Source organism: Arthrobacter sp. Sr33 (assembly GCF_054511195.1).
Genome location: NZ_JBTNDD010000005.1, coordinates 93,318 through 112,202, shown reverse-complemented (window position 1 = coordinate 112,202; position 18,885 = coordinate 93,318). Strand labels below are relative to the sequence as shown.

The following is an 18,885-nucleotide window of genomic DNA, read 5'->3' as shown; positions in this document are numbered from 1 at the left end:
AGTATGAGAACAGTGATAGCAGGAGCCCACGGAAAAATTGCCCGCGAACTCACCCGCCAACTTGTTCAACAGGGTCACGAGGTTGTCGGATTGGTGCGCAATCCCGACCACAACAAGGACATTGAGAACGACGGCGGCACGCCAGCAGTGGTCGACCTCGAGTCGAGCACAGCAGACGAGCTCGCCAAAGTGCTATCGGGAGCAGACGCAGTTGTCTTCGCAGCCGGAGCTGGTCCAGGAAGTAGCGCCGAGCGCAAGGACTCAGTCGACCGCGGAGCATCGGTGCTGCTGGCCGATGCAGCTGAAGTCGCAGGGGTCAAACGATTCGTTCAGGTCTCATCGATGGGAGCCGACTCCGTTCGAGACGGTCAACGCCCCGACGGCCTTGACGACATCTTCTACGCCTACCTTCAGGCGAAACTAGCCGCAGAAGAGGATCTGGCGGCACGCTCGTCCTTTAGCTGGACCATCGTCCGGCCCGGCGGACTCACCGACGACGCAGCAACTGGTCGGGTGCGCCTCTCGTCAAAGACCGGGCAGGGATCGGTGCCGCGCAAGGATGTAGCAACCGTCATCGCGGCTCTGCTTGAGACGAAGCTGGGGGACCGGCAAGTACTCGAGGTAATCTCCGGCGAAGAAACCATCGCGGACGCGCTGGCGTCCATCAACCGCTAGGCCAACCGGCCAAGTAAACGCCCGTAGCCAAAGAAACGGCCCGTAGGCTCAGAAACTGCCCTTCCAACCGGCGGACCTGAGCCTGCGGGCCGTTTCTGCGGCTGAGGGACTCCGCCGGCACGGCACATCCGCGTGCGCGATACTTAAACCATGGAATTCACTGCCCCTGACACAGGACGCCGCCGGATTGTCATCCTCGGATCCACCGGCTCGATCGGAACGCAGGCCATCGACGTCATCCGCCAGGCGCCCGAACGGTTCATCGTCACAGCCCTCGCAGCCGGTGGTGGAAATCTGCCGCTTCTGGCCGAGCAGGCCGTCGCTACCAACGCCCAGGCAGTCGCCTCAGCCACCAGCACCGAAGCTGAACTCAGCGACGCCATCCGCACAGCAGCCGCCAAAACGTCGTCCGCCAAGAACTATTCCCCGGTTCTGTTCACTGGCCCCGATGCCACCACCCACCTCGCCGCCTGGCCCGACGCCGACGTCGTCCTCAACGGCATCACCGGATCCATCGGACTTGCCCCTACGTTGGCGGCGCTAAAGGCCGGACACCTACTCGCCCTTGCCAACAAGGAATCCCTCATTGTCGGCGGTCAGCTGGTCCAGGATGCCGCAGCCGACGGCCAGATCGTCCCAGTGGATTCCGAACACTCGGCCATCGCCCAGTGCCTCCGCTCCGGCGCAGCAGGCGAAGTGGACCGGCTGATCCTCACCGCTTCCGGCGGCCCTTTCCGCGGCAAGGCGAGAAAAGACCTCGAAAATGTCACCCCGCAGCAGGCCCTGGCGCATCCCACCTGGGACATGGGCAAAATGGTCACCACCAACTCCGCCACCATGGTCAACAAGGCGCTTGAGGTTATCGAGGCGCATCTGCTCTTCGGCATCCCGCTGGAGCGGATCGACGTCGTCGTTCATCCCCAATCGATCATTCACTCAATGGTGCAGTTCAGCGACGGGTCAACGATCGCCCAGGCATCGCCCCCGGATATGCGCCTGCCCATCGCCCTCGGCATCGGCTGGCCACACCGCGTCCCGGGAGCGGCAATCCCCTGCGACTGGACCACGGCCGCGACCTGGACTTTCGAGCCCCTCGACGAAGAAGCGTTCCCCGCCGTTAGGCTCGCCAAAGCGGCTGCACAGCGGGGCGGAACGGCAATGGCGGTCTACAACGCAGCCAACGAGGAAGCTGTCGAGGCTTTTCACAGCGGAGCAATAGGTTTCACTGAGATTGTGGATACGGTAGAGGCCGTGACCGCCGAGCATGACGACGGCGGGCCGCTCACTCTCGGCAGCGTGCTCGACGCCGAGAAACGGGCACGCACACTCGCCCGAATTCGTTGTGGTGTGCAGGATCAGTACAGCTAAGCCAAAGGAACCACGTTGTCCATTCTGCTCTTCGTTCTGGGAGTGCTTTTCGTCGCAATAGGTATTGCGGCGTCCATCGCGCTCCACGAAGTGGGGCACCTTGTCCCCGCCAAGCTCTTCAAGGTCCGGGTCACCCAGTACATGATCGGGTTCGGTCCAACGCTCTTCTCCCGCCGCCGCGGAGACACCGAGTATGGGCTCAAGGCCATTCCCCTGGGCGGGTACGTCTCGATGGTTGGCATGTTCCCTCCCGCCAGGGTCGACGACGGCGACGGCACCGGCACCGGCACTGCCGTCCGCCCCTCCAGTACGGGAATGTTTCAGCAGCTCACTACTGACGCACGACAGGCGGCCGCGGAACAGCTCCGTCCTGGCGATGAGGACAGGGTTTTCTACAAGCTGCCGATCTACAAACGCATCATCATCATGCTCGGCGGGCCGGTGATGAACCTGATCATCGGCGTGATCATGTTTGCCATCCTCATCATGGGGTTCGGTTCGCCACAGGCCACCACCACGGTGTCCGAGGTCTACGAGTGCGTGGTGCCAGCCAGCCAGCAGGCCTCCACCGGTCAAACTGCCTGCACCGACGAGGACCCCGCCGCCCCCGCGTTCGACGCGGGCCTGCAACCCGGTGACCGGGTGGTGAGCTACGACGGTCAGGATGTGACGGACTGGACCCAACTGTCCGCCTGGATCCGCGACACGGCGGGCGACGAGACCGCCATCAGCTACCTCCGCGACGGCGAAACCGTCAGCACCACCATCACCCCGCTGCTGACCGAACGGCCCGTCCCCGACATTGACGGACGGCCTAAACTCAACGCCGATGGCACCCAGGTCCTCGAAGCCGTCGGGTTCATCGGCGTCGGCTCACAGCAGGAACTGGCTCCGGGTCCGCCAAGCGACGTGCTTCCCGCGGTGGGGGATAACATCGTCGCAGTAACCGGTGTGGTGATTAATCTCCCGCAGCGTGTTGTCGAGGTGGGGCAGGCAGCGTTCTCCGATGCACCCCGCGACCCGGAAGGCCCCATCAGCGTGGTGGGCGTCGGCCGGATTGCCGGTGAGGTTTCGGCGATGGACGAGATTCCTGTCGAATCCCGCCTGGCAACCCTCGTGGGGCTGGTGGGCGGTGTCAACATTGCGTTGTTTGTCTTCAACCTCATCCCTTTGCTGCCCCTCGACGGCGGACACATCGCCGGGGCGCTCTGGGAAGGCGTCCGCAGGACCGTCGCACGGTTGTTCAAACGTCCGGATCCCGGTCCCTTCGACATGGCCAAGCTCCTGCCGCTCACCTATGTCGTTGCTGTTCTTCTAATGGGAATGGGCGCGCTGCTGATCTACGCGGACATTGTGAAACCGGTGAATCTCTTCGGCTGACGGGCAACGCCGGGCCAAAGTGGTTGTAAATCAATTTGAGCTCTAAATAGGTTGTTATTTGATTTACACCCACATAAGATTGAACCATGTTTGTGATGACAATCGATCAGCAGGGGAGCTCACAGGCCGACGACGGCGTCCCCGGCCTGCTCGACCTGTTGCGCCAGGTCCCATCCGTCGTACCCTTCGAACGCTCCGTGGGCGATGAAGCACAGGGTGTTCTCGACTCTCCAGAGGCAGTGGTCGACGCCACGCTGCTCTGCCTGCGGGCCGGCAACTGGTATGTGGGGATCGGGGTAGGCGACGTCGAACTGCCGCTACCAGCCACCGCGCGGGAGGGGAGGGGCGACGCGTTTATCGCTGCGCGCGCGGCGGTCGAACGGGCCAAGAAGGCAGGGGATCGTGCCACTGTTGCGGTGGAGGGTGGTTCCGGGACTGCCGAAGCCGAAGGCGTCCTGATGCTGATTGGGCTGCACGTCATGAAACGGACCGCAGCCGAGTGGCGCATCCTGGACCTCCTGGAACCAGGCAAGTGGGGGACCCAAACCGTCGCAGCGCGGCACCTCGGCATCACGTCCCAGGCCGTCAGTAAAGCCGTGGCCCGCTCGGCATGGGTGGAGGAATGGGCAGCCCGACCCGCAGCCGCCGTGCTCCTGCGCCGGGCTGATGCTGCTCTCCGGAAATAGCTCCGGAAGTGGAATGTCGGACGCGGACTGTAGAGTCCCGGTGTAACGACAGGAAGACGAGGGCCGACATGGCAGTGCTGTGGGTGATACTGACCCTGCTGGTGGCAGCCGGCGTTGGCTGGCCGGTAACCGTAGGCGTGCTGAAGCTCGCTCGCTCAGTCGACGAACACGAGAAGGCGCCGGGTGGCGAGGAAACGGCTGAGCGCCAGGAAACGGTAGATCAGCAGGGGCTTGCAGCGCCTGTCGTGGTTGAAAAGACCCCGGGAATTGTGATTCCCGACCCGCCGGAAAACGACCCAGTGACACCGGCGCCGGCAAGACCGGCACCAGCAAGACCGGCACCGGCGACACCGGGGGGCCTGCCGGCACCTCGACCGGGTGTTCTTCGTGGCGGGCTCGTCATCGGCATTCTCGAACGTCTTGGTGTTGCGGGGGCCATCCTCGCCAACGAGCCGGTGGCGATCGCGTATGTGGTGGCCATCAAAGGTCTCGGCAGGTACGCAGAGTTGAAAGAAACCCCTGCGGTTGCCGAGCGTTTCATCATCGGGACCCTGACCTCGCTGTTATGGGCCGCCGGGGTTGCTGCCTTCGCGGCGGCGTACCTGTTGTAATCACGTATAAGGTGGTTCTATGAGTGTTTTCGCAGTGGAATATGTATACGGCCCTGATAGCTCCGACCTACGCGACGAGCACCGACCGGCTCACCGCGACTGGCTCAATAGCCTGGTGAGCGACGGGCGGGTGCTCTCCGCCGGCGCCTTCACCGACGGAGCAGGAGCCCTTCTGATCTTCACCGCCGACGACGAGCAGTCGCTCAACGACCTCCTCCGCCAGGATCCGTTCGCGCTCGAGGGCGCCATCGCTGCAGTCAAGGCCACCGAGTGGAAGCCGGGCATCGGCCAGTTCTCGCAGTATGCCTGAGCCCACAAAATTTGTTGTACCGATGAACTACACATGGAGGATCCTTTGACCTCGGTCAGTTTAGGAATGCCAGCCGCACCACCGCCCGTCCTTGCCCCCCGCCGGAAAACCCGGCAGATTAAAGTGGGTTCGGTAGGGGTGGGATCGGATTCGCCTATCAGCATCCAGTCCATGACCACCACCCCGACCACTGATATCAACGCGACGCTGCAGCAGATCGCTGAACTGACTGCCACCGGGTGCGACATCGTGCGTGTTGCGTGCCCATCGGCCGACGACGCCGCAGCACTGCCGATTATCGCCAGGAAGTCGCAGATCCCCGTCATCGCCGACATTCACTTCCAGCCGAAGTACGTCTTCGCAGCGATCGACGCCGGCTGCGCGGCGGTTCGGGTCAACCCCGGCAATATCCGCAAGTTCGACGACCAGATCAAAGAGATTGCCGCCGCGGCCAAGGACGCCGGCACCTCGATCCGCATTGGCGTCAACGCCGGCTCGCTCGATCCTCGTCTGATGGAAAAGTACGGCAAGGCAACACCCGAGGCGCTGGTGGAATCCGCGGTCTGGGAAGCGTCCCTCTTCGAGGAACACGACTTCCACGACTTCAAGATCTCCGTCAAGCACAACGACCCGGTGATCATGGTCCGCGCCTACGAGCTGCTTGCCGAACGCGGCGACTGGCCCCTCCACCTCGGCGTCACCGAGGCAGGCCCCGCCTTCCAGGGCACCATCAAATCAGCCACGGCCTTCGGAGCGCTGCTGTCCAAGGGCATCGGCGACACCATCCGCGTGTCCCTGTCGGCCCCTCCGGTCGAGGAAATCAAGGTCGGAAACCAGATTCTGCAGTCGCTGAACCTGCGCCCCCGCAAGCTGGAAATTGTGTCCTGCCCTTCCTGCGGCCGCGCCCAGGTGGACGTGTACACCCTCGCTGAGCAGGTGACGGCGGGCCTTGAGGGAATGGAAATCCCGCTGCGCGTGGCAGTGATGGGTTGCGTCGTGAACGGCCCAGGCGAAGCGCGTGAAGCCGATCTCGGCGTCGCCTCCGGCAACGGAAAAGGCCAGATCTTCGTTAAGGGACAAGTCATCAAGACTGTTCCCGAAGACCAGATTGTTGAGACACTCATTGAAGAAGCAATGAGAATAGCTGAGGAGATGGGGGAAGCCGATGGCGAGACTGCTGGCCAGGGTGGCCCCATGGTTACCGTCAGTTAGGTCACACTCCGGGCAGCTCGACACTTCCGGACGGGTCGGGACACCTGATGCGGTTGTGCCCGACGGGTTTGTGACGCTCGACAAGGAGCACAACGAAGCACTCGGGCGCCTGGTCGACCGTGATCCCACCGCCAACGTGTTCATCGCCTCGCACCTGGAAGCCTCCCGCGGCCTCTCGCCGTCCTACGCCGGCGGCGAGGTGATCGGCGTTTTCAGGAACGGCGACCTGGTTGCAGCGTGTTGGGCGGGCGTCAACCTGGTACCCATCGGGGTTTCCGAGGCCGATGGCGCAGCGTTAGGCACCCACCTGGGCAAGTCGGGGCGGAAGTTTTCCTCCATTTTCGGGCCAGCCGAAGCCGTCCTGGCCATCTGGTCCACGCTGCGCGAGTACAGCCCCGAGCCATTTGATGTACGCCCCTCCCAGCCGTTGCTGGCGATCACTGGGACACCCAAGGTGGAACCCGCCGCGGGTCTCAGATTCACCCGGGATGACGAGCTGGACGTCATAGTTCCGGCGTGTGCCGCCATGTTCGAAGAAGAAGTGGGATATTCGCCGTTCACTGGCGGGGGAGAACACTACCGGCGTCGGGTGGCGTCACTGGTCAGACGGCAGGCGTCGCTCGCCGATTTCGACGACGACGGCCAGGTAATCTTCAAAGCCGAACTGGGTACTGTCTCAAGCACCACCGTCCAGATTCAGGGTGTCTGGATGAACCCGGCGTACCGCGGACAGGGCCTCAGCGCCAGCTACCTTGCTGCCGTCGTCCTCGCAGCACAGCAACGCGCCCCGGTGGTGAGCCTGTACGTCAACTCATTCAACACCCGGGCCCTGGCCGCCTATCAGACGGTTGGGTTCCGCGAAGTGGGGACCTTCGCAACGGTCCTCCTGTGAGCACCGCAGGCCGGCGTTGGCTGACTGTTCTATCCTGCGCCGTCCTGATCATCGGCACCGGCTGCACCGCGGATGAGGGAACAGATGAGCTGCCCGCCCCTGCCACCCTGCCCGCCGCACCAACCCCAGCAGAGCCGACTGAAGACGCAGACCCGCCGGTCGGCGCTGACCCGGGCAGCGACCCGACGCCCGGCCAGGACAACGAGTACACGGCAACCGAGCTAGAGATGGCACTGGAAGCGGTCGATGAGCAGGAATCCCTTGCCGGGGTTATCCTTGACGATTCGGCCATTCGGGAGCTCGTCAACGGGGCCGACGATGGGACAAGCGACCTGACCGTGACCCCGGAGGAATGCGACGTGTTCGCCGATCCGAACCTCGCCGGGCAGGCCCTGAGTGCCACCCTCGGCGTGATGACCTTTGCCGGGGCCTCTTCCCTGCAACCGGATTCGGTCAGCCTGACCAGCCAGAAATCGGACGAATCAATCCAGGATCAAATCGAGGCCAACCGGACCCAGCTCGCCGAGTGTTCGGCGTTCGACATGGAGATCAGGGGAGAGGAGGTCTCAGTGGCGGTGACGGAGCTGACGGCCAGCACCAATGCCGATGAAACCTTCGCGGTCAGGACCGTGGTGCAGGTTCCCGGGACAATTCAGGAGACCGTGTCACTGACCGCCTTGATCGGAACCACCACCATCAACGTGACGATCGGCAGTTCGGGTGACGTTGCGCAGGATCTGGCCCGCGGCGAAAGTCTCGTCGACGCGACAATAACCGCACTGCGATCCCTGTAATCGCCCGCGGCGAGGGTGCGTGTCACCGGGCGCTGCCCGAAACGGATAGATTGGTATCTGATTAAGCTGCCTTGGCAGCCAGTGCTGAAGAAACGGATTTAAACGCGTGGTCCTTCGACTCTCAACCCTTTTCCTGCGCACCTTGCGCGAGGACCCCTCCGACGCCGAGGTAGCCAGTCACCGGCTCCTCGTGCGTGCGGGCTACATCCGCAGGGCTGCCCCCGGAATCTATAGCTGGTTGCCGCTCGGCCTGAGGGTGCTCGGCAAGGTGGAGACCATTATCCGTGAGGAAATGGCAGCCATCGGCGCCCAGGAAGTGCATTTCCCTGCGCTGCTCCCCAAAGAGCCCTACGAGGCAACCAACCGTTGGACCGAGTACGGCGACGGCATCTTCCGGTTGCAGGACCGCAAGGGCGCGGATTATCTCCTGGCCCCAACCCATGAAGAGATGTTCACGCTGCTGGTCAAGGACCTGTACAACTCGTACAAGGACCTGCCGGTGAGCCTGTTCCAGATCCAGTCCAAGTACCGGGACGAGGCGCGGCCGCGCGCCGGCCTGCTGCGGGGACGCGAATTCATCATGAAGGACTCCTACTCCTTCGACATCGACGACGCCGGCCTGGAGCGCAGCTACCATCTGCACCGCAGCGCCTACCTGCGGATTTTCGAGCGGCTCGGGCTGACCGTGGTCCCCGTGGCCGCGACTGCCGGTGCGATGGGTGGATCCAAAAGCGAAGAGTTCCTGCACCCCTCCGAAATCGGCGAGGACACGTTCGTCGCATCCGAAGGCGGTTACACCGCGAACGTTGAGGCCGTCACCACCGTCGTGCCCGAGGACATCGATTTCTCCGACGCGGCCCCGGCAGAAATCAGGGACACACCCGACACCCCAACCATCGACACGCTGGTCAGCCACGCGAACGAGGTCCTGGCGCGGGACGCCGGCCCCTGGACGGCTGCTGACACCCTCAAGAACGTCGTATTGGCAGCAGTCCTGCCCACCGGTGAACGCCGTCTGGTTATTATCGGGCTGCCCGGTGATCGCACCGTCGATCTGAAGCGCGTCGAAGCGAATCTCGCGCCGCACCTCGAGGTCGGTGGCGATGTGATGGTGGAGCCGGCCTCCGATGAGGACCTGCGGAAACACCCGGGCCTGGTCAAGGGTTACATCGGGCCGGGCCTGAGCCTTGATGCTCCGGTACTCGGCGCGGACGGGCTCACCGGGATCCCCTATCTGGTGGACCCACGGGTGGTCTCAGGCACGTCCTGGATCACCGGTGCCAACGTCTTCGGCAAACATGTGTTCGGCCTGGTCGCGTCCCGCGATTTCGCGTGGGATGGGGTCATCGAGTCAGTCGAGGTTCGCGACGGCGACGAAGCGCCCGACGGCTCCGGACCGCTGAAAGCCGCCCGCGGCATCGAAATGGGCCACATCTTCCAGCTCGGCCGCAAATACGCTGAAGCGCTAGGACTGAAGGTCCTGGACCAGAACGGCAAACTTGCCACCGTGACCATGGGCTCCTATGGGGTGGGGGTGACCCGTGCGATTGCGGCGCTTGCCGAATCCAACCGGGATGACAAGGGCATCATCTGGCCTCGAAACGTAGCCCCGGCCGATATCCACCTGGTCGCTACGGGCAAGGGCGAGGAAATCTTCGCAGCAGCCAATCAGCTCGCCGAAGACCTGACGGCCGCCGGTCTTGACGTCATGTACGACGACCGCCCCAAGGTGTCCCCGGGGGTAAAGTTCGGTGATGCCGAGCTGATCGGCGTACCGACCATCGTCGTCGTCGGGCGCGGTCTGGCGGATGGAGTGGTGGAGGTCAAGGACCGCCGCAGTGGCGAGGCAGAGAACGTAGCAGTGGCTGAGGTAGTGGAATACCTTCGCCGCCTCGTCAGCGCCTAGCAGGACAGCTTGAATTCCGGGCTGGAGGAGATCCAGCTCGCGACGATCCTGCTGGTGGTGGTTGCAGGGTTCGCTGCGGGCTGGGTCGACGCGGTGGTCGGCGGTGGGGGGCTGCTGCAACTCCCCGCCCTCCTTTTAGTACCCGGGATTACCCCGGTGCAGGCGTTGGCCACCAACAAGATGGGTTCGCTTTTCGGCACCACCACCAGCGCAATCACCTACTATCGACGGGCCAGACCCGATCTCAGGACTGCGTTACCGATGGCAGGAATCGCCCTGGTCGGTGGGTTCGGTGGCGCGATCATCGCGACGTCGCTGCCGTCGTCGGTCTTCAAGCCCATCATCGTCGTCGCTCTCATCGCCGTCGCGGTGTTCACCGCGTTCCGTCCAACCGTCGGCACCCTGACAAAGCTGCGCCACACCGGCGGGCGACACTATGGAACAGCCGCGGCGATCGGTCTGGTCATTGGCTTCTATGACGGGCTGATCGGCCCCGGTACCGGATCATTCCTGATCATCGCGATGGTCACCCTGCTCGGCTACAGCTTCCTGGACGCCAGCGCCAAATCCAAGATCGTGAACCTGGCCACCAACTTTGGTGCGCTGATGTTTTTCCTGCCCAACGGGTCGCTGCTCTGGGGTCTCGGGCTGGTACTCGGCCTGGCCAACATGGCCGGCGGCTATCTCGGATCGAGGATGGCCATCACCCAGGGCAGCAAATTCATCAGGATCGTCTTCCTCGTGGTGGTCGCGGCGCTGATCGCCAAACTCGGTTACGACGTCTGGGTCGAGAACATCCGACCGGCACTGTAGCTCCAGTCCGGGTGCGGGCTAGGGGCTGACCAGGTCCGCTGGCGACGGCAGCTCGGGCAGGGTCCGACGCAGCAGCGTACTTGCCACCCAGAGGGAACGCTGCGCGTCGTCACGGTTCCCCGACTCCACGGCCGAAAGTGCGTTTTGCACCTCACGGACCACCGACCAGTCCCTCGCCAACAGCGGGTCAAGATCAGCGGCGAAAGCCAGATCGGAGCACCGCTCCCGCAGATGGCCCGCAGGATCACCCGGAAACAGGTCTCCAATCCGGTTCCATAGCATCGGTGCGACGGCGAACTCCGCGTCCCCGACAACCGGCTTCGGATCGATGGCCACGTAGCTGGGAGCAGGCGCAGGGGCATCCGCCGGACCGACCGCACCGACCGGAACGATCGCGCCGGCGGGGAAAGGGCGGGCCCGGATATTGAGGTAGTGGAGGTCGGAGTGCAGCAGTACGTCCCGCTCAGAGCGTCGTCCAACAGCTCCGCGCACCTGGCAGACCTCCAGGGCACACTCAAGAAGCCAGCGTTCAAACGGACGGCCCAGCCGGTCCCAGTCTGCCGGGAGAGTGTCCGTCCACATTTCCGCTTGGGCGGCCACCGATGGAATGTCCTGCCAGAGCTCACCGCTACCCGGAGCCAACGCCAAATCCTTCACCAGGCCACCCCAGATCCCGGCTGTCTCTGCCAGCGGCACCCCTGCGAGAGATTGGTCCCCGTCGAGTCGCTCCAGCAACAGAACGTAGTCCTCCCGGCTGGCTTCCAGCAGTTTGACGGCCCCGCAGCCAGCCCAAAGCCTCAGAGCGTCGGGCTCGGGGAGTGCTTCATCGTGGGGGACTGTGACCTTCAGGACCGCCCGGCTACCGTCAGCCCGGTGCACGGGCAGCACGACGGCGGCGCTGCCGAACCAGGGGCGTCTCCCGCCGGGTAGATCGAGGGTCAGCTCCCATTCAGCCAGCGCGCTGTGAACCAGGTCCTGCCACCGGCTCAGCCAGGCGCGCCCGCCGGGCAGCCGTGAGGCGTTGCGAACCAAGGCCGCCGGGAGTTCAATTCCAGGGAGTTCCACGAGGCCAAGTCTAGGCTTCAGGTGTGGCCCGGTGCGGCATTGCCCAAGGCTGGTTGAGCGGGCTGCCCTTGGCAGGTCAGTTGCGAATGCCGGGAAACGCTTCAACAGCGTCGGTGGCCAGGTGTTGATGGTGGGCAAGATCGCTGAATCGTTGGACGGCCCAGCGCCGGGCGGGGCCGTCGGTCAAACCCACCATGTCGACGTACATGGTCATGAGCTCAGTGTTCAGGGCGGCGAGCGTGGCCTCAGGGTCGTCGAAGAACGCCGCGTCGAGGGCAAATGCCGGCGCCTGGGGGCCGGGTTGAGGGCAGGTGATGGTCCGCAGCAGGGTCTCGCCGGCGCCGGCAGCGCTGGCGTGCTCGGCCGCGAACTCGACCAGGGTCGACGGCTCAGCCCCACGGGCCGCAGCGACCTCGTACGCATAGGCGGACCGGTGTTCGGCGGCAACCGCCTCGCCAAGCAGATCAGCCTCCGGATGATCTTCGGGGCTAGTTCCAGCGCGCGGGGTGGAGCCGCCCGCAGTCCCGTTTCGGGGTATCGGGGCAGGGCAGGTGGGCGACGGCCCAGCGGCGACGCTCGGCAACGGTCCCGGTGGCGGCGATTTCAGGCCCTGCAGGTCGGCGAGAGCTAACGCCTGGCGTCGTTGACTGGCGCCAACCGACGCGAGTAGCCGTGCGATCCCTGGTTCGGCCGTCACAGCAGCGTTGAGGTTCTGCTGTGCGGAGCTGAACAGGTCTGCCACGAAACCGGCCGGTGTGGGTGTCGGGGTGGGAGCTGCCGTTGACTCGGCTGCGACGGTGGGTTCCGACAAACCTGCGGCGGTGGGCGCGGAGGTGACGGGCGGGTCCGAAAGTACCGGGTGCCAGAGGGCATCGGCTTGCTCCTGAAGGATGCCAGCCGTTTCGGCATAGGTGCCGCTCAGTTCGGATTCGGCACCGCCTGAAGAGGCTCCGCCTGAAGCGGCACCGCCCGAAGAACCAGCGACCGAAAGCGCTGTCGCAGCAGCAGCCAGGTCCGCTGCCCGAGATTCTGCACCCAATTGCGCTTCTTCAGTGAAGGACAGCGGTGGCGGACCATCAGCGGGGGGACCATCCAGGTTCAATCCCAGTGCAACCACCAGAGTGAAGGCGAGAAGAAGCGCGACCGTCCGTAGGGTTCGCCGTGCGAGAGTACGCAGGGTGCCGCGGAAGCCGGAACGCCGGGTGTCAGCAGAATCCTTCACAACTCTTGATGATGTCATGATCCCCGGCCGTTCTCCGGCTGATACACCGTACGCGCCGGAAAGTCGGTACCCTAGAGCTACAACATCATCGAGTGGGAGGCAGTAATGGCGGTTCGGCCGGGCAATGACAGTCCGCCTGCGGCAAGCACGCTGCAGCAACAAGCTCCTGACGCGGACGTCGAGGCGGAATCGGTGAGGCTCACAGCGCTGCTGCTGCCTACGGTCGAGGGGCACGGGCTCTTTCTGGAGGCCGTAGAGATCAAATCCGCGGGATCGGACCGTATCGTCAACGTGGTGGTAGACCTGCCGGAGAATCAGACTGGGTCAGTCAACCTGGACCTGATCTCGGATGTGGCCCACGACGTCTCACTCGCGATGGACGCCGACCCACACGACCATGGGCGTCCGTACAGCCTCGAGGTGTCTTCCCCGGGAGTCTCCCGCCCCCTCTCGCAGCCCCGGCACTGGCGGCGCAACAAGGGACGCATGGTCACGGTCCGCCGGCTCAAGGGCGACGACGTGACCGGCCGGCTGCTGGAAGTTGACGACGACGGCATCCGGTTGACCCCACAGATACCAGTGAAAAAGGGGATGAAGCCCAAAACCGGCGACCCCCTGACGCTCTTGTTCACCGAGATCCGTAAGGGCACCGTCCAGGTCGAGTTCACGCATCTTGACGACACGCATCTTGACGACACCGGGGACGAAGGCATCCAGCACGATGCCCGCCCCACCAAAAATACAGCTTCGGAGGCCTAAATGGATATTGATATGAGTGCGCTAAGGCTGCTGGAACGAGAACGGGAAATTCCGCTTGAGCTCCTGATTCCGACCATCGAGCAGGCCCTCCTGGTGGCCTATCACAAGACCCCCGGATCGCAGGATACTGCGCGGGCGGAACTGGATCGCAAGAGCGGCCACGTCACCATCTGGGCAACTGAGACCGACGACGACGGCGCCGCCGTCGGCGAGTTCGACGACACGCCCACCGGTTTCGGCAGGATCGCTGCGAGCACCGCCCGCCAGATCATCCTGCAGCGGCTCCGGGACGCCGAGGACGACAACATCCTTGGTGAATTCCGCGGCAAGGAGGGCGAGCTGGTTGCCGGCATGATCCAGCAGGGCACCAACCCCCACATGATCCAGGTCAACCTCGGATCGGTCGAGGCGTTGCTGCCGCCGCCGGAACAGGTGCCAGGCGAGAAATATCTGCACGGTTCGCGGCTGCGAGCCTTCGTCGTCGACGTTCACCGCGGTATGAAGGGCCCCTCGATTACCCTGTCACGCTCGCACCCGGGGCTCGTCCGCAAGTTGTTCGAACTGGAAGTGCCGGAGATCGCCGACCACACGGTCGAGATTGTGGCGCTGGCCCGCGAAGCAGGACACCGCACAAAGATTGCTGTGAAGGCTCAGGTGCCTGGGGTCAACGCCAAGGGGGCATGCATCGGCGAGATGGGCTCACGCGTGCGGGCAGTCATGAACGAACTCAATGATGAGAAGATCGACATCGTTGACTACAGCGACGATCCGGCCACCTTCATTGCCAGTTCCCTCTCCCCGTCCAGGGTGTCGTCGGTGACGATCACAGATGAGAGCACCAGGTCGGCACGCGTTGTTGTTCCCGACTATCAGCTCTCCCTGGCCATCGGCAAAGAGGGGCAGAATGCACGGCTGGCAGCCAAGCTGACCGGGTGGCGGATCGACATCGTGTCCGACGCCGCCAAGGCCTGAACAACCCGGTAGTGCCGCAGATGCGGCCTTGCCAGCTGAAAAGCGCTAGAATGGAAGAGGCTTAGGTCATTGCCATCCCAACAAACCGCCATTAGAACGTGCGTAGGTTGCCGGAAGCGTGATGACCAGGCTGTTTTGCTGCGGTTGGTGAAAGGAAATCTGGACGGCTCCAATGCCGTTGTGATTGACGATCGCCGCCGACTCTCCGGTAGAGGTGCGTGGTTGCACCCCCAGCCGGCGTGCATGGAGCAGGCCCTCAAACGCGGTGCGTTCAACCGTGCCTTCCGGGGCCAGGTTGAAACTCGCGACGTTGAGGATCGACTTCACGCACTCAAGGAAGCTTCACTAGGAAGCCACCCTAAACAAACCGTCCTCCCTGAAAGCGGGTCAGAAAACTGATGGATTCCCGATGAGTACCCAGCGATGAGTGCCCAACGATGAAAAATCTGTTGAGCTTTGCAAATGGCTTTTCGGTTGCCCCGGCAACTGTGGTCTGCAGTAGGAATTAGACGGTTCGTGCCTGACTCGGTGCGGACCGAGACAGGAGAAATGTGGCTAAGGTCCGCGTACACGAGCTCGCCAAAGAGCTCGGAATTACTTCAAAAGATGCAGTAGCCAAACTGCAGGAGCTGGGCGAATTCGTCCGTTCCGCCTCATCAACGATTGAGGCGCCCGTCGTGAAGAAACTTCGCGGCGCTTTCCCAGCAGCGGCACCGGCAGCAGCTCCAGCCGCACCGGCGCCAGCCAAGTCTGCGGCCGACCCAGCGCCCGAAAAGGCAGCTTCGGCACCCGCAGCAACCCCGGCGTCCTCCACCCCCGCCGCACCGAAGGCTGCCACACCGAAGGCAGCAACATCGGCCACTCCAGGGCCGAAGGCACCGGCGAAGGATCGCCAGGAGACCCCAGCAGCGGCTCCCGAGCCAGCGGCTACGGCACCAGCGGCTGCGGCACCAGCGGCACCGCAGGCGCCGGCAGCGGAACCAGCAGCCCAGCCAGCGGCCAAGGAAGAATCGTCGGCAGCCAAGCCGGGCGCTCGCCCGGCACCGAAGCCAGCCGATGCGCAGGCTCCAGCCGCGCGTCCCGGTGCGGCTCGCCCCGGCGCACCGCGGCCAGGCAACAACCCGTTCGCACCCTCACAGGGCATGCCCCGTTCAGGGCGCGGCGACGGCGATCGTTCAGGCGGACCCCGGCCAGGCAACAACCCGTTCGCACCATCACAGGGCATGCCTCGCCCAGGACGTCGCGACGACGAGCGTGGCCAGCGCCCAGCAGCGGGTGCAGGTGGCCCACGCCCAGCGGCCGGTGCAGGTGGCCCACGCCCCGCAGCGGGAGCAGCCCGTCCGGGCGGTCCCCGCCCAGCAGCCGGTGCAGCAGGTTCACGCCCCACACCGGGGATGATGCCGAACCGCACCGAACGCCCAGCAGCACCCGGTCGCGGTGGCGCAGCCCGTCCAGGCGGCGGACCGGGCCGTGGCGCCCCAGGTGGCGCCCCCGGTGCAGGTGGAGGTGCACCCGCAGGCGGTGGCTTCGGTAAGGGCGGTCGCGGACGCGGCGGCACTGCCGGCGCTTTCGGTAAGGGCGGTGCAGGACGCGGCAAGCAGCGCAAGTCGAAGCGCGCGAAGCGTCAGGAACTGGAGCAGATGTCAGCTCCGTCCCTAGGCGGCGTCAGCGTACCCCGCGGCGACGGCAACACCATTGTCCGGTTGCGTCGCGGCTCATCACTCTCCGAGTTCGCCGAGAAGATAGATGCGAACCCGGCGGCACTGGTCACGGTCCTGTTCCACCTCGGTGAAATGGCTACCGCTACCCAGTCCCTCGACGAAGGTACCTTCGAGGTGCTCGGCACCGAACTGGGCTACAAGATCCAGGTCGTTTCGCCGGAGGACGAGGAGCGCGAGCTCCTGGGCAACTTCGACATCGATATCGACGCCGAACTCGAAGCCGAGGGCGACACCCAGCTCGAGGCCCGTCCACCAGTGGTCACCGTCATGGGTCACGTTGACCACGGTAAGACCCGCCTGCTGGACGCGATCCGTAAGTCGAACGTCGTCGCAGGCGAACACGGCGGGATCACCCAGCACATCGGTGCCTACCAGATCGACCACGAGCATGAGGGCACCGAAAGGGCCATCACGTTCATTGACACCCCCGGTCACGAGGCGTTCACCGCTATGCGTGCCCGAGGTGCCAAGGTCACCGACATCGCGGTTCTCGTTGTCGCAGCCGACGACGGCGTCATGCCTCAGACGGTTGAGGCGCTGAACCACGCTCAGGCAGCCAATGTGCCGATCGTTGTCGCGGTGAACAAGATGGACCGCGAAGGAGCGAACCCTGACAAGGTCAAGGGCCAGCTCACCGAATACGGTCTGGTTCCCGAAGAATACGGTGGCGACACCATGTTCGTTCATGTGTCGGCGCTTCAGGGCGACGGCATCGACGAACTGCTCGAAGCGGTCCTGCTGACCGCCGATGCGGCACTGGACATGCGAGCCAATCCGAACAAGGACGCCCGCGGTATCGCTATCGAAGCGAACCTGGACAAGGGTCGCGGCGCTGTCGCAACGGTTCTGGTTCAGTCCGGAACGTTGCGTGTCGGCGACACGATCGTTGCGGGTGTGGCTCACGGACGCGTCCGTGCCATGTTCAACGAGGACGGCGACAACGTTATGGTCGCTGGCCCGTCCCGCCCCGTGCAGGTGTTGGGTCTTTCCACGGTGCCTCGTGCCGGTGACACCTTCCTGGTGACGCCTGACGAGCGGACCGGTCGCCAGATCGCTGAGAAGCGTGAAGCAGCCGACCGCAACGCAGCCCTGGCGAAGCGCCGCAAGCGCATCAGCCTCGAGGACTTCGATCAGGCCGTTGCAGACGGCAAGGTCGACACCCTCAACCTCATCCTCAAGGGCGACGTCTCGGGTGCTGTCGAAGCACTCGAAGACTCACTGCTCAAGATCGATGTGGGCGATGGAGTTGCTCTGCGGGTTATTCACCGCGGTGTCGGCGCCATCACGCAGAACGACGTCAACCTGGCGACCGTTGACTCAGCGATCATCATTGGGTTCAACGTCCGGCCAGCCGAGCGGGTGGCAGATCTTGCCGACCGCGAAGGCGTCGACCTGCGCTTCTACTCGGTCATCTACGCAGCAATCGATGACATCGAAGCAGCGCTCAAGGGCATGCTCAAGCCAGAGTACGAAGAAGCACAGCTCGGAACCGCAGAGATCCGGGAAGTCTTCAGGTCATCGAAGTTCGGCAACATCGCCGGGTCGATCGTCCGCTCGGGCGTCATCCGCAGGAACTCCAAGGCACGCCTGGTCCGCGACGGGACGGTTGTCGGCGACAACCTCACCATCGAGTCCCTGCGTCGCTTCAAGGACGACGCCACCGAGGTCCGCACGGACTTCGAATGTGGTATCGGCCTCGGGTCCTTCAACGACGTCAAGGCAGGCGACATCGTTGAAACCTACGAGATGCGCGAGAAGCCGCGCGTCTAGGTTGTGAGCTTGGGCGCCCCGGAATCCGGGGCGCCTTTGCCCACTTCGCGCCCGCACGCGGACTTCGTCCGGAGCGTTCGCTCAGACGCCCACCAACCATAGGCGCCCCGGAATCCGGGGCGTCCGAGTGGGGCGGTCAGGCCTTCTCGGCTTGGCGGCGTGTGTTCGGGGGCTTGCGACGACGACAGTCCTCGCCGGCGTCCTTGAAGTTCCCGATTTATAGGTAAGTATTTTAGGCAAGAGGAGTTAGTTATGGCAGATCCGGCCCGGGCCTCACGGCTTGCACAACGGATTAAGGTAATTGTTGCTGAGGCGTTGCGCCGCCGGGTCAAAGATCCACGGCTTGAGGCCGTCACCATCACCGATGCGCGCGTGACCAACGACCTCCAGCACGCGACCCTGTACTACACGGTGTTCGGCGACGCGGACGAACAGGCTGCTACCCGCACCGCCCTCGAGTCGGCGCGAGGAGTGCTGCGGTCAGAGGTGGGCAAGAACATTACCGCACGGTTGACTCCGACGCTGGAATTCGTCCCCGACGAGATTCCGGTCAACGCAAGCCATCTCGAAGAGCTGCTGCGCACTGCGCGGGAACGCGATGCAGAGGTGGCGGCCATTGCCCAGGGTGCGAAGTTCGCTGGCGACGCTGATCCGTATCGCAAACCGGACGAGGACGAGGACGACGACGCCGACGAGGTTTCGTCGAAGTAACGGTTAATAGCCAGACAC

General features: G+C 64.1%; 18 protein-coding genes. 16 read left to right on the top strand and 2 right to left on the bottom strand.

Annotation, left to right across the window (positions count from 1 at the left end; genetic code table 11):
- Positions 1-3 precede the first annotated feature (3 nt).
- The 11 genes from ACX80T_RS08650 to ACX80T_RS08600 all read left to right on the top strand — a co-directional run bounded on the left by ACX80T_RS08650 (position 4) and on the right by ACX80T_RS08600 (position 10,647).
- Positions 4-675 carry an NAD(P)-binding oxidoreductase gene (locus tag ACX80T_RS08650; RefSeq protein WP_024477006.1) on the top strand — a complete coding sequence of 224 codons (672 nt, stop codon included), beginning with the start codon at positions 4-6 and terminating at the stop codon, positions 673-675.
- Between the two features lie 150 nt (positions 676-825).
- On the top strand, positions 826-2,043 hold the full coding sequence (gene dxr / locus ACX80T_RS08645; protein ID WP_459304191.1) for a 1-deoxy-D-xylulose-5-phosphate reductoisomerase: 1,218 nt from the start codon (positions 826-828) through the stop codon (positions 2,041-2,043).
- A 15-nt stretch (positions 2,044-2,058) separates the two neighbouring features.
- Positions 2,059-3,423 (top strand): M50 family metallopeptidase, encoded by a 1,365-nt coding sequence (locus ACX80T_RS08640; RefSeq protein ID WP_459304189.1) that lies wholly within the window; start codon positions 2,059-2,061, stop codon positions 3,421-3,423.
- A gap of 86 nt (positions 3,424-3,509) precedes the next feature.
- Positions 3,510-4,109, top strand: coding sequence for a MarR family transcriptional regulator (locus ACX80T_RS08635; protein ID WP_459304188.1), 600 nt, complete (start codon positions 3,510-3,512; stop codon positions 4,107-4,109).
- A 68-nt stretch (positions 4,110-4,177) separates the two neighbouring features.
- On the top strand, positions 4,178-4,720 hold the full coding sequence (locus ACX80T_RS08630; RefSeq protein WP_459304187.1) for a hypothetical protein: 543 nt from the start codon (positions 4,178-4,180) through the stop codon (positions 4,718-4,720).
- A gap of 19 nt (positions 4,721-4,739) precedes the next feature.
- Positions 4,740-5,030 carry a YciI family protein gene (locus tag ACX80T_RS08625; RefSeq protein ID WP_019483480.1) on the top strand — a complete coding sequence of 97 codons (291 nt, stop codon included), beginning with the start codon at positions 4,740-4,742 and terminating at the stop codon, positions 5,028-5,030.
- Positions 5,031-5,075: 45 nt separating this feature from the next.
- A complete protein-coding gene (gene ispG, locus ACX80T_RS08620) occupies positions 5,076-6,242 on the top strand; it encodes a flavodoxin-dependent (E)-4-hydroxy-3-methylbut-2-enyl-diphosphate synthase (protein WP_116779093.1) in 1,167 nt (388 codons plus the stop codon).
- The gene (locus ACX80T_RS08615) at positions 6,196-7,134 is read left to right on the top strand and encodes a GNAT family N-acetyltransferase (RefSeq protein WP_083850938.1); all 939 of its coding nucleotides are present in this window, start codon (positions 6,196-6,198) and stop codon (positions 7,132-7,134) included. Before ispG ends, ACX80T_RS08615 begins: the two co-directional genes overlap by 47 nt.
- Positions 7,131-7,928: a hypothetical protein gene (locus ACX80T_RS08610; RefSeq protein WP_019483477.1), complete on the top strand. Its 798-nt coding sequence runs from the start codon at positions 7,131-7,133 to the stop codon at positions 7,926-7,928. Before ACX80T_RS08615 ends, ACX80T_RS08610 begins: the two co-directional genes overlap by 4 nt.
- A 106-nt stretch (positions 7,929-8,034) precedes the next feature.
- Positions 8,035-9,834: a proline--tRNA ligase gene (locus ACX80T_RS08605; protein ID WP_459304186.1), complete on the top strand. Its 1,800-nt coding sequence runs from the start codon at positions 8,035-8,037 to the stop codon at positions 9,832-9,834.
- A 9-nt stretch (positions 9,835-9,843) separates the two neighbouring features.
- A complete protein-coding gene (locus tag ACX80T_RS08600; RefSeq protein WP_019483475.1) occupies positions 9,844-10,647 on the top strand; it encodes a sulfite exporter TauE/SafE family protein in 804 nt (267 codons plus the stop codon).
- 18 nt (positions 10,648-10,665) lie between these two features.
- Here the strand turns inward: ACX80T_RS08600 and ACX80T_RS08595 are convergent, their stop codons facing one another.
- Together ACX80T_RS08595 and ACX80T_RS08590 are read right to left on the bottom strand one after the other, a co-directional pair.
- The gene (locus ACX80T_RS08595; protein ID WP_019483474.1) at positions 10,666-11,712 is read right to left on the bottom strand and encodes an aminoglycoside phosphotransferase family protein; all 1,047 of its coding nucleotides are present in this window, start codon (positions 11,710-11,712) and stop codon (positions 10,666-10,668) included.
- A 76-nt stretch (positions 11,713-11,788) separates the two neighbouring features.
- On the bottom strand, positions 11,789-12,934 hold the full coding sequence (locus ACX80T_RS08590; RefSeq protein WP_459304185.1) for a DUF4439 domain-containing protein: 1,146 nt from the start codon (positions 12,932-12,934) through the stop codon (positions 11,789-11,791).
- Positions 12,935-13,039: 105 nt separating this feature from the next.
- Between ACX80T_RS08590 and ACX80T_RS08585 the strand changes: the two genes are divergently transcribed.
- From ACX80T_RS08585 to rbfA, 5 genes are all read left to right on the top strand, one after another.
- A complete protein-coding gene (locus tag ACX80T_RS08585; RefSeq protein WP_459304184.1) occupies positions 13,040-13,693 on the top strand; it encodes a ribosome maturation factor RimP in 654 nt (217 codons plus the stop codon).
- Positions 13,694-14,665 carry a transcription termination factor NusA gene (nusA, locus tag ACX80T_RS08580; RefSeq protein ID WP_019483472.1) on the top strand — a complete coding sequence of 324 codons (972 nt, stop codon included), beginning with the start codon at positions 13,694-13,696 and terminating at the stop codon, positions 14,663-14,665.
- 147 nt (positions 14,666-14,812) lie between these two features.
- Positions 14,813-15,064 (top strand): YlxR family protein, encoded by a 252-nt coding sequence (locus ACX80T_RS08575; protein WP_237715314.1) that lies wholly within the window; start codon positions 14,813-14,815, stop codon positions 15,062-15,064.
- 152 nt (positions 15,065-15,216) lie between these two features.
- Entirely contained in the window at positions 15,217-18,156 is a 2,940-nt protein-coding gene (gene infB / locus ACX80T_RS08570; protein WP_459304183.1) for a translation initiation factor IF-2, read from the top strand.
- Positions 18,157-18,408: 252 nt separating this feature from the next.
- Positions 18,409-18,867 (top strand): 30S ribosome-binding factor RbfA, encoded by a 459-nt coding sequence (rbfA, locus tag ACX80T_RS08565; RefSeq protein ID WP_116778771.1) that lies wholly within the window; start codon positions 18,409-18,411, stop codon positions 18,865-18,867.
- The last annotated feature ends 18 nt before the right edge of the window (positions 18,868-18,885 follow it).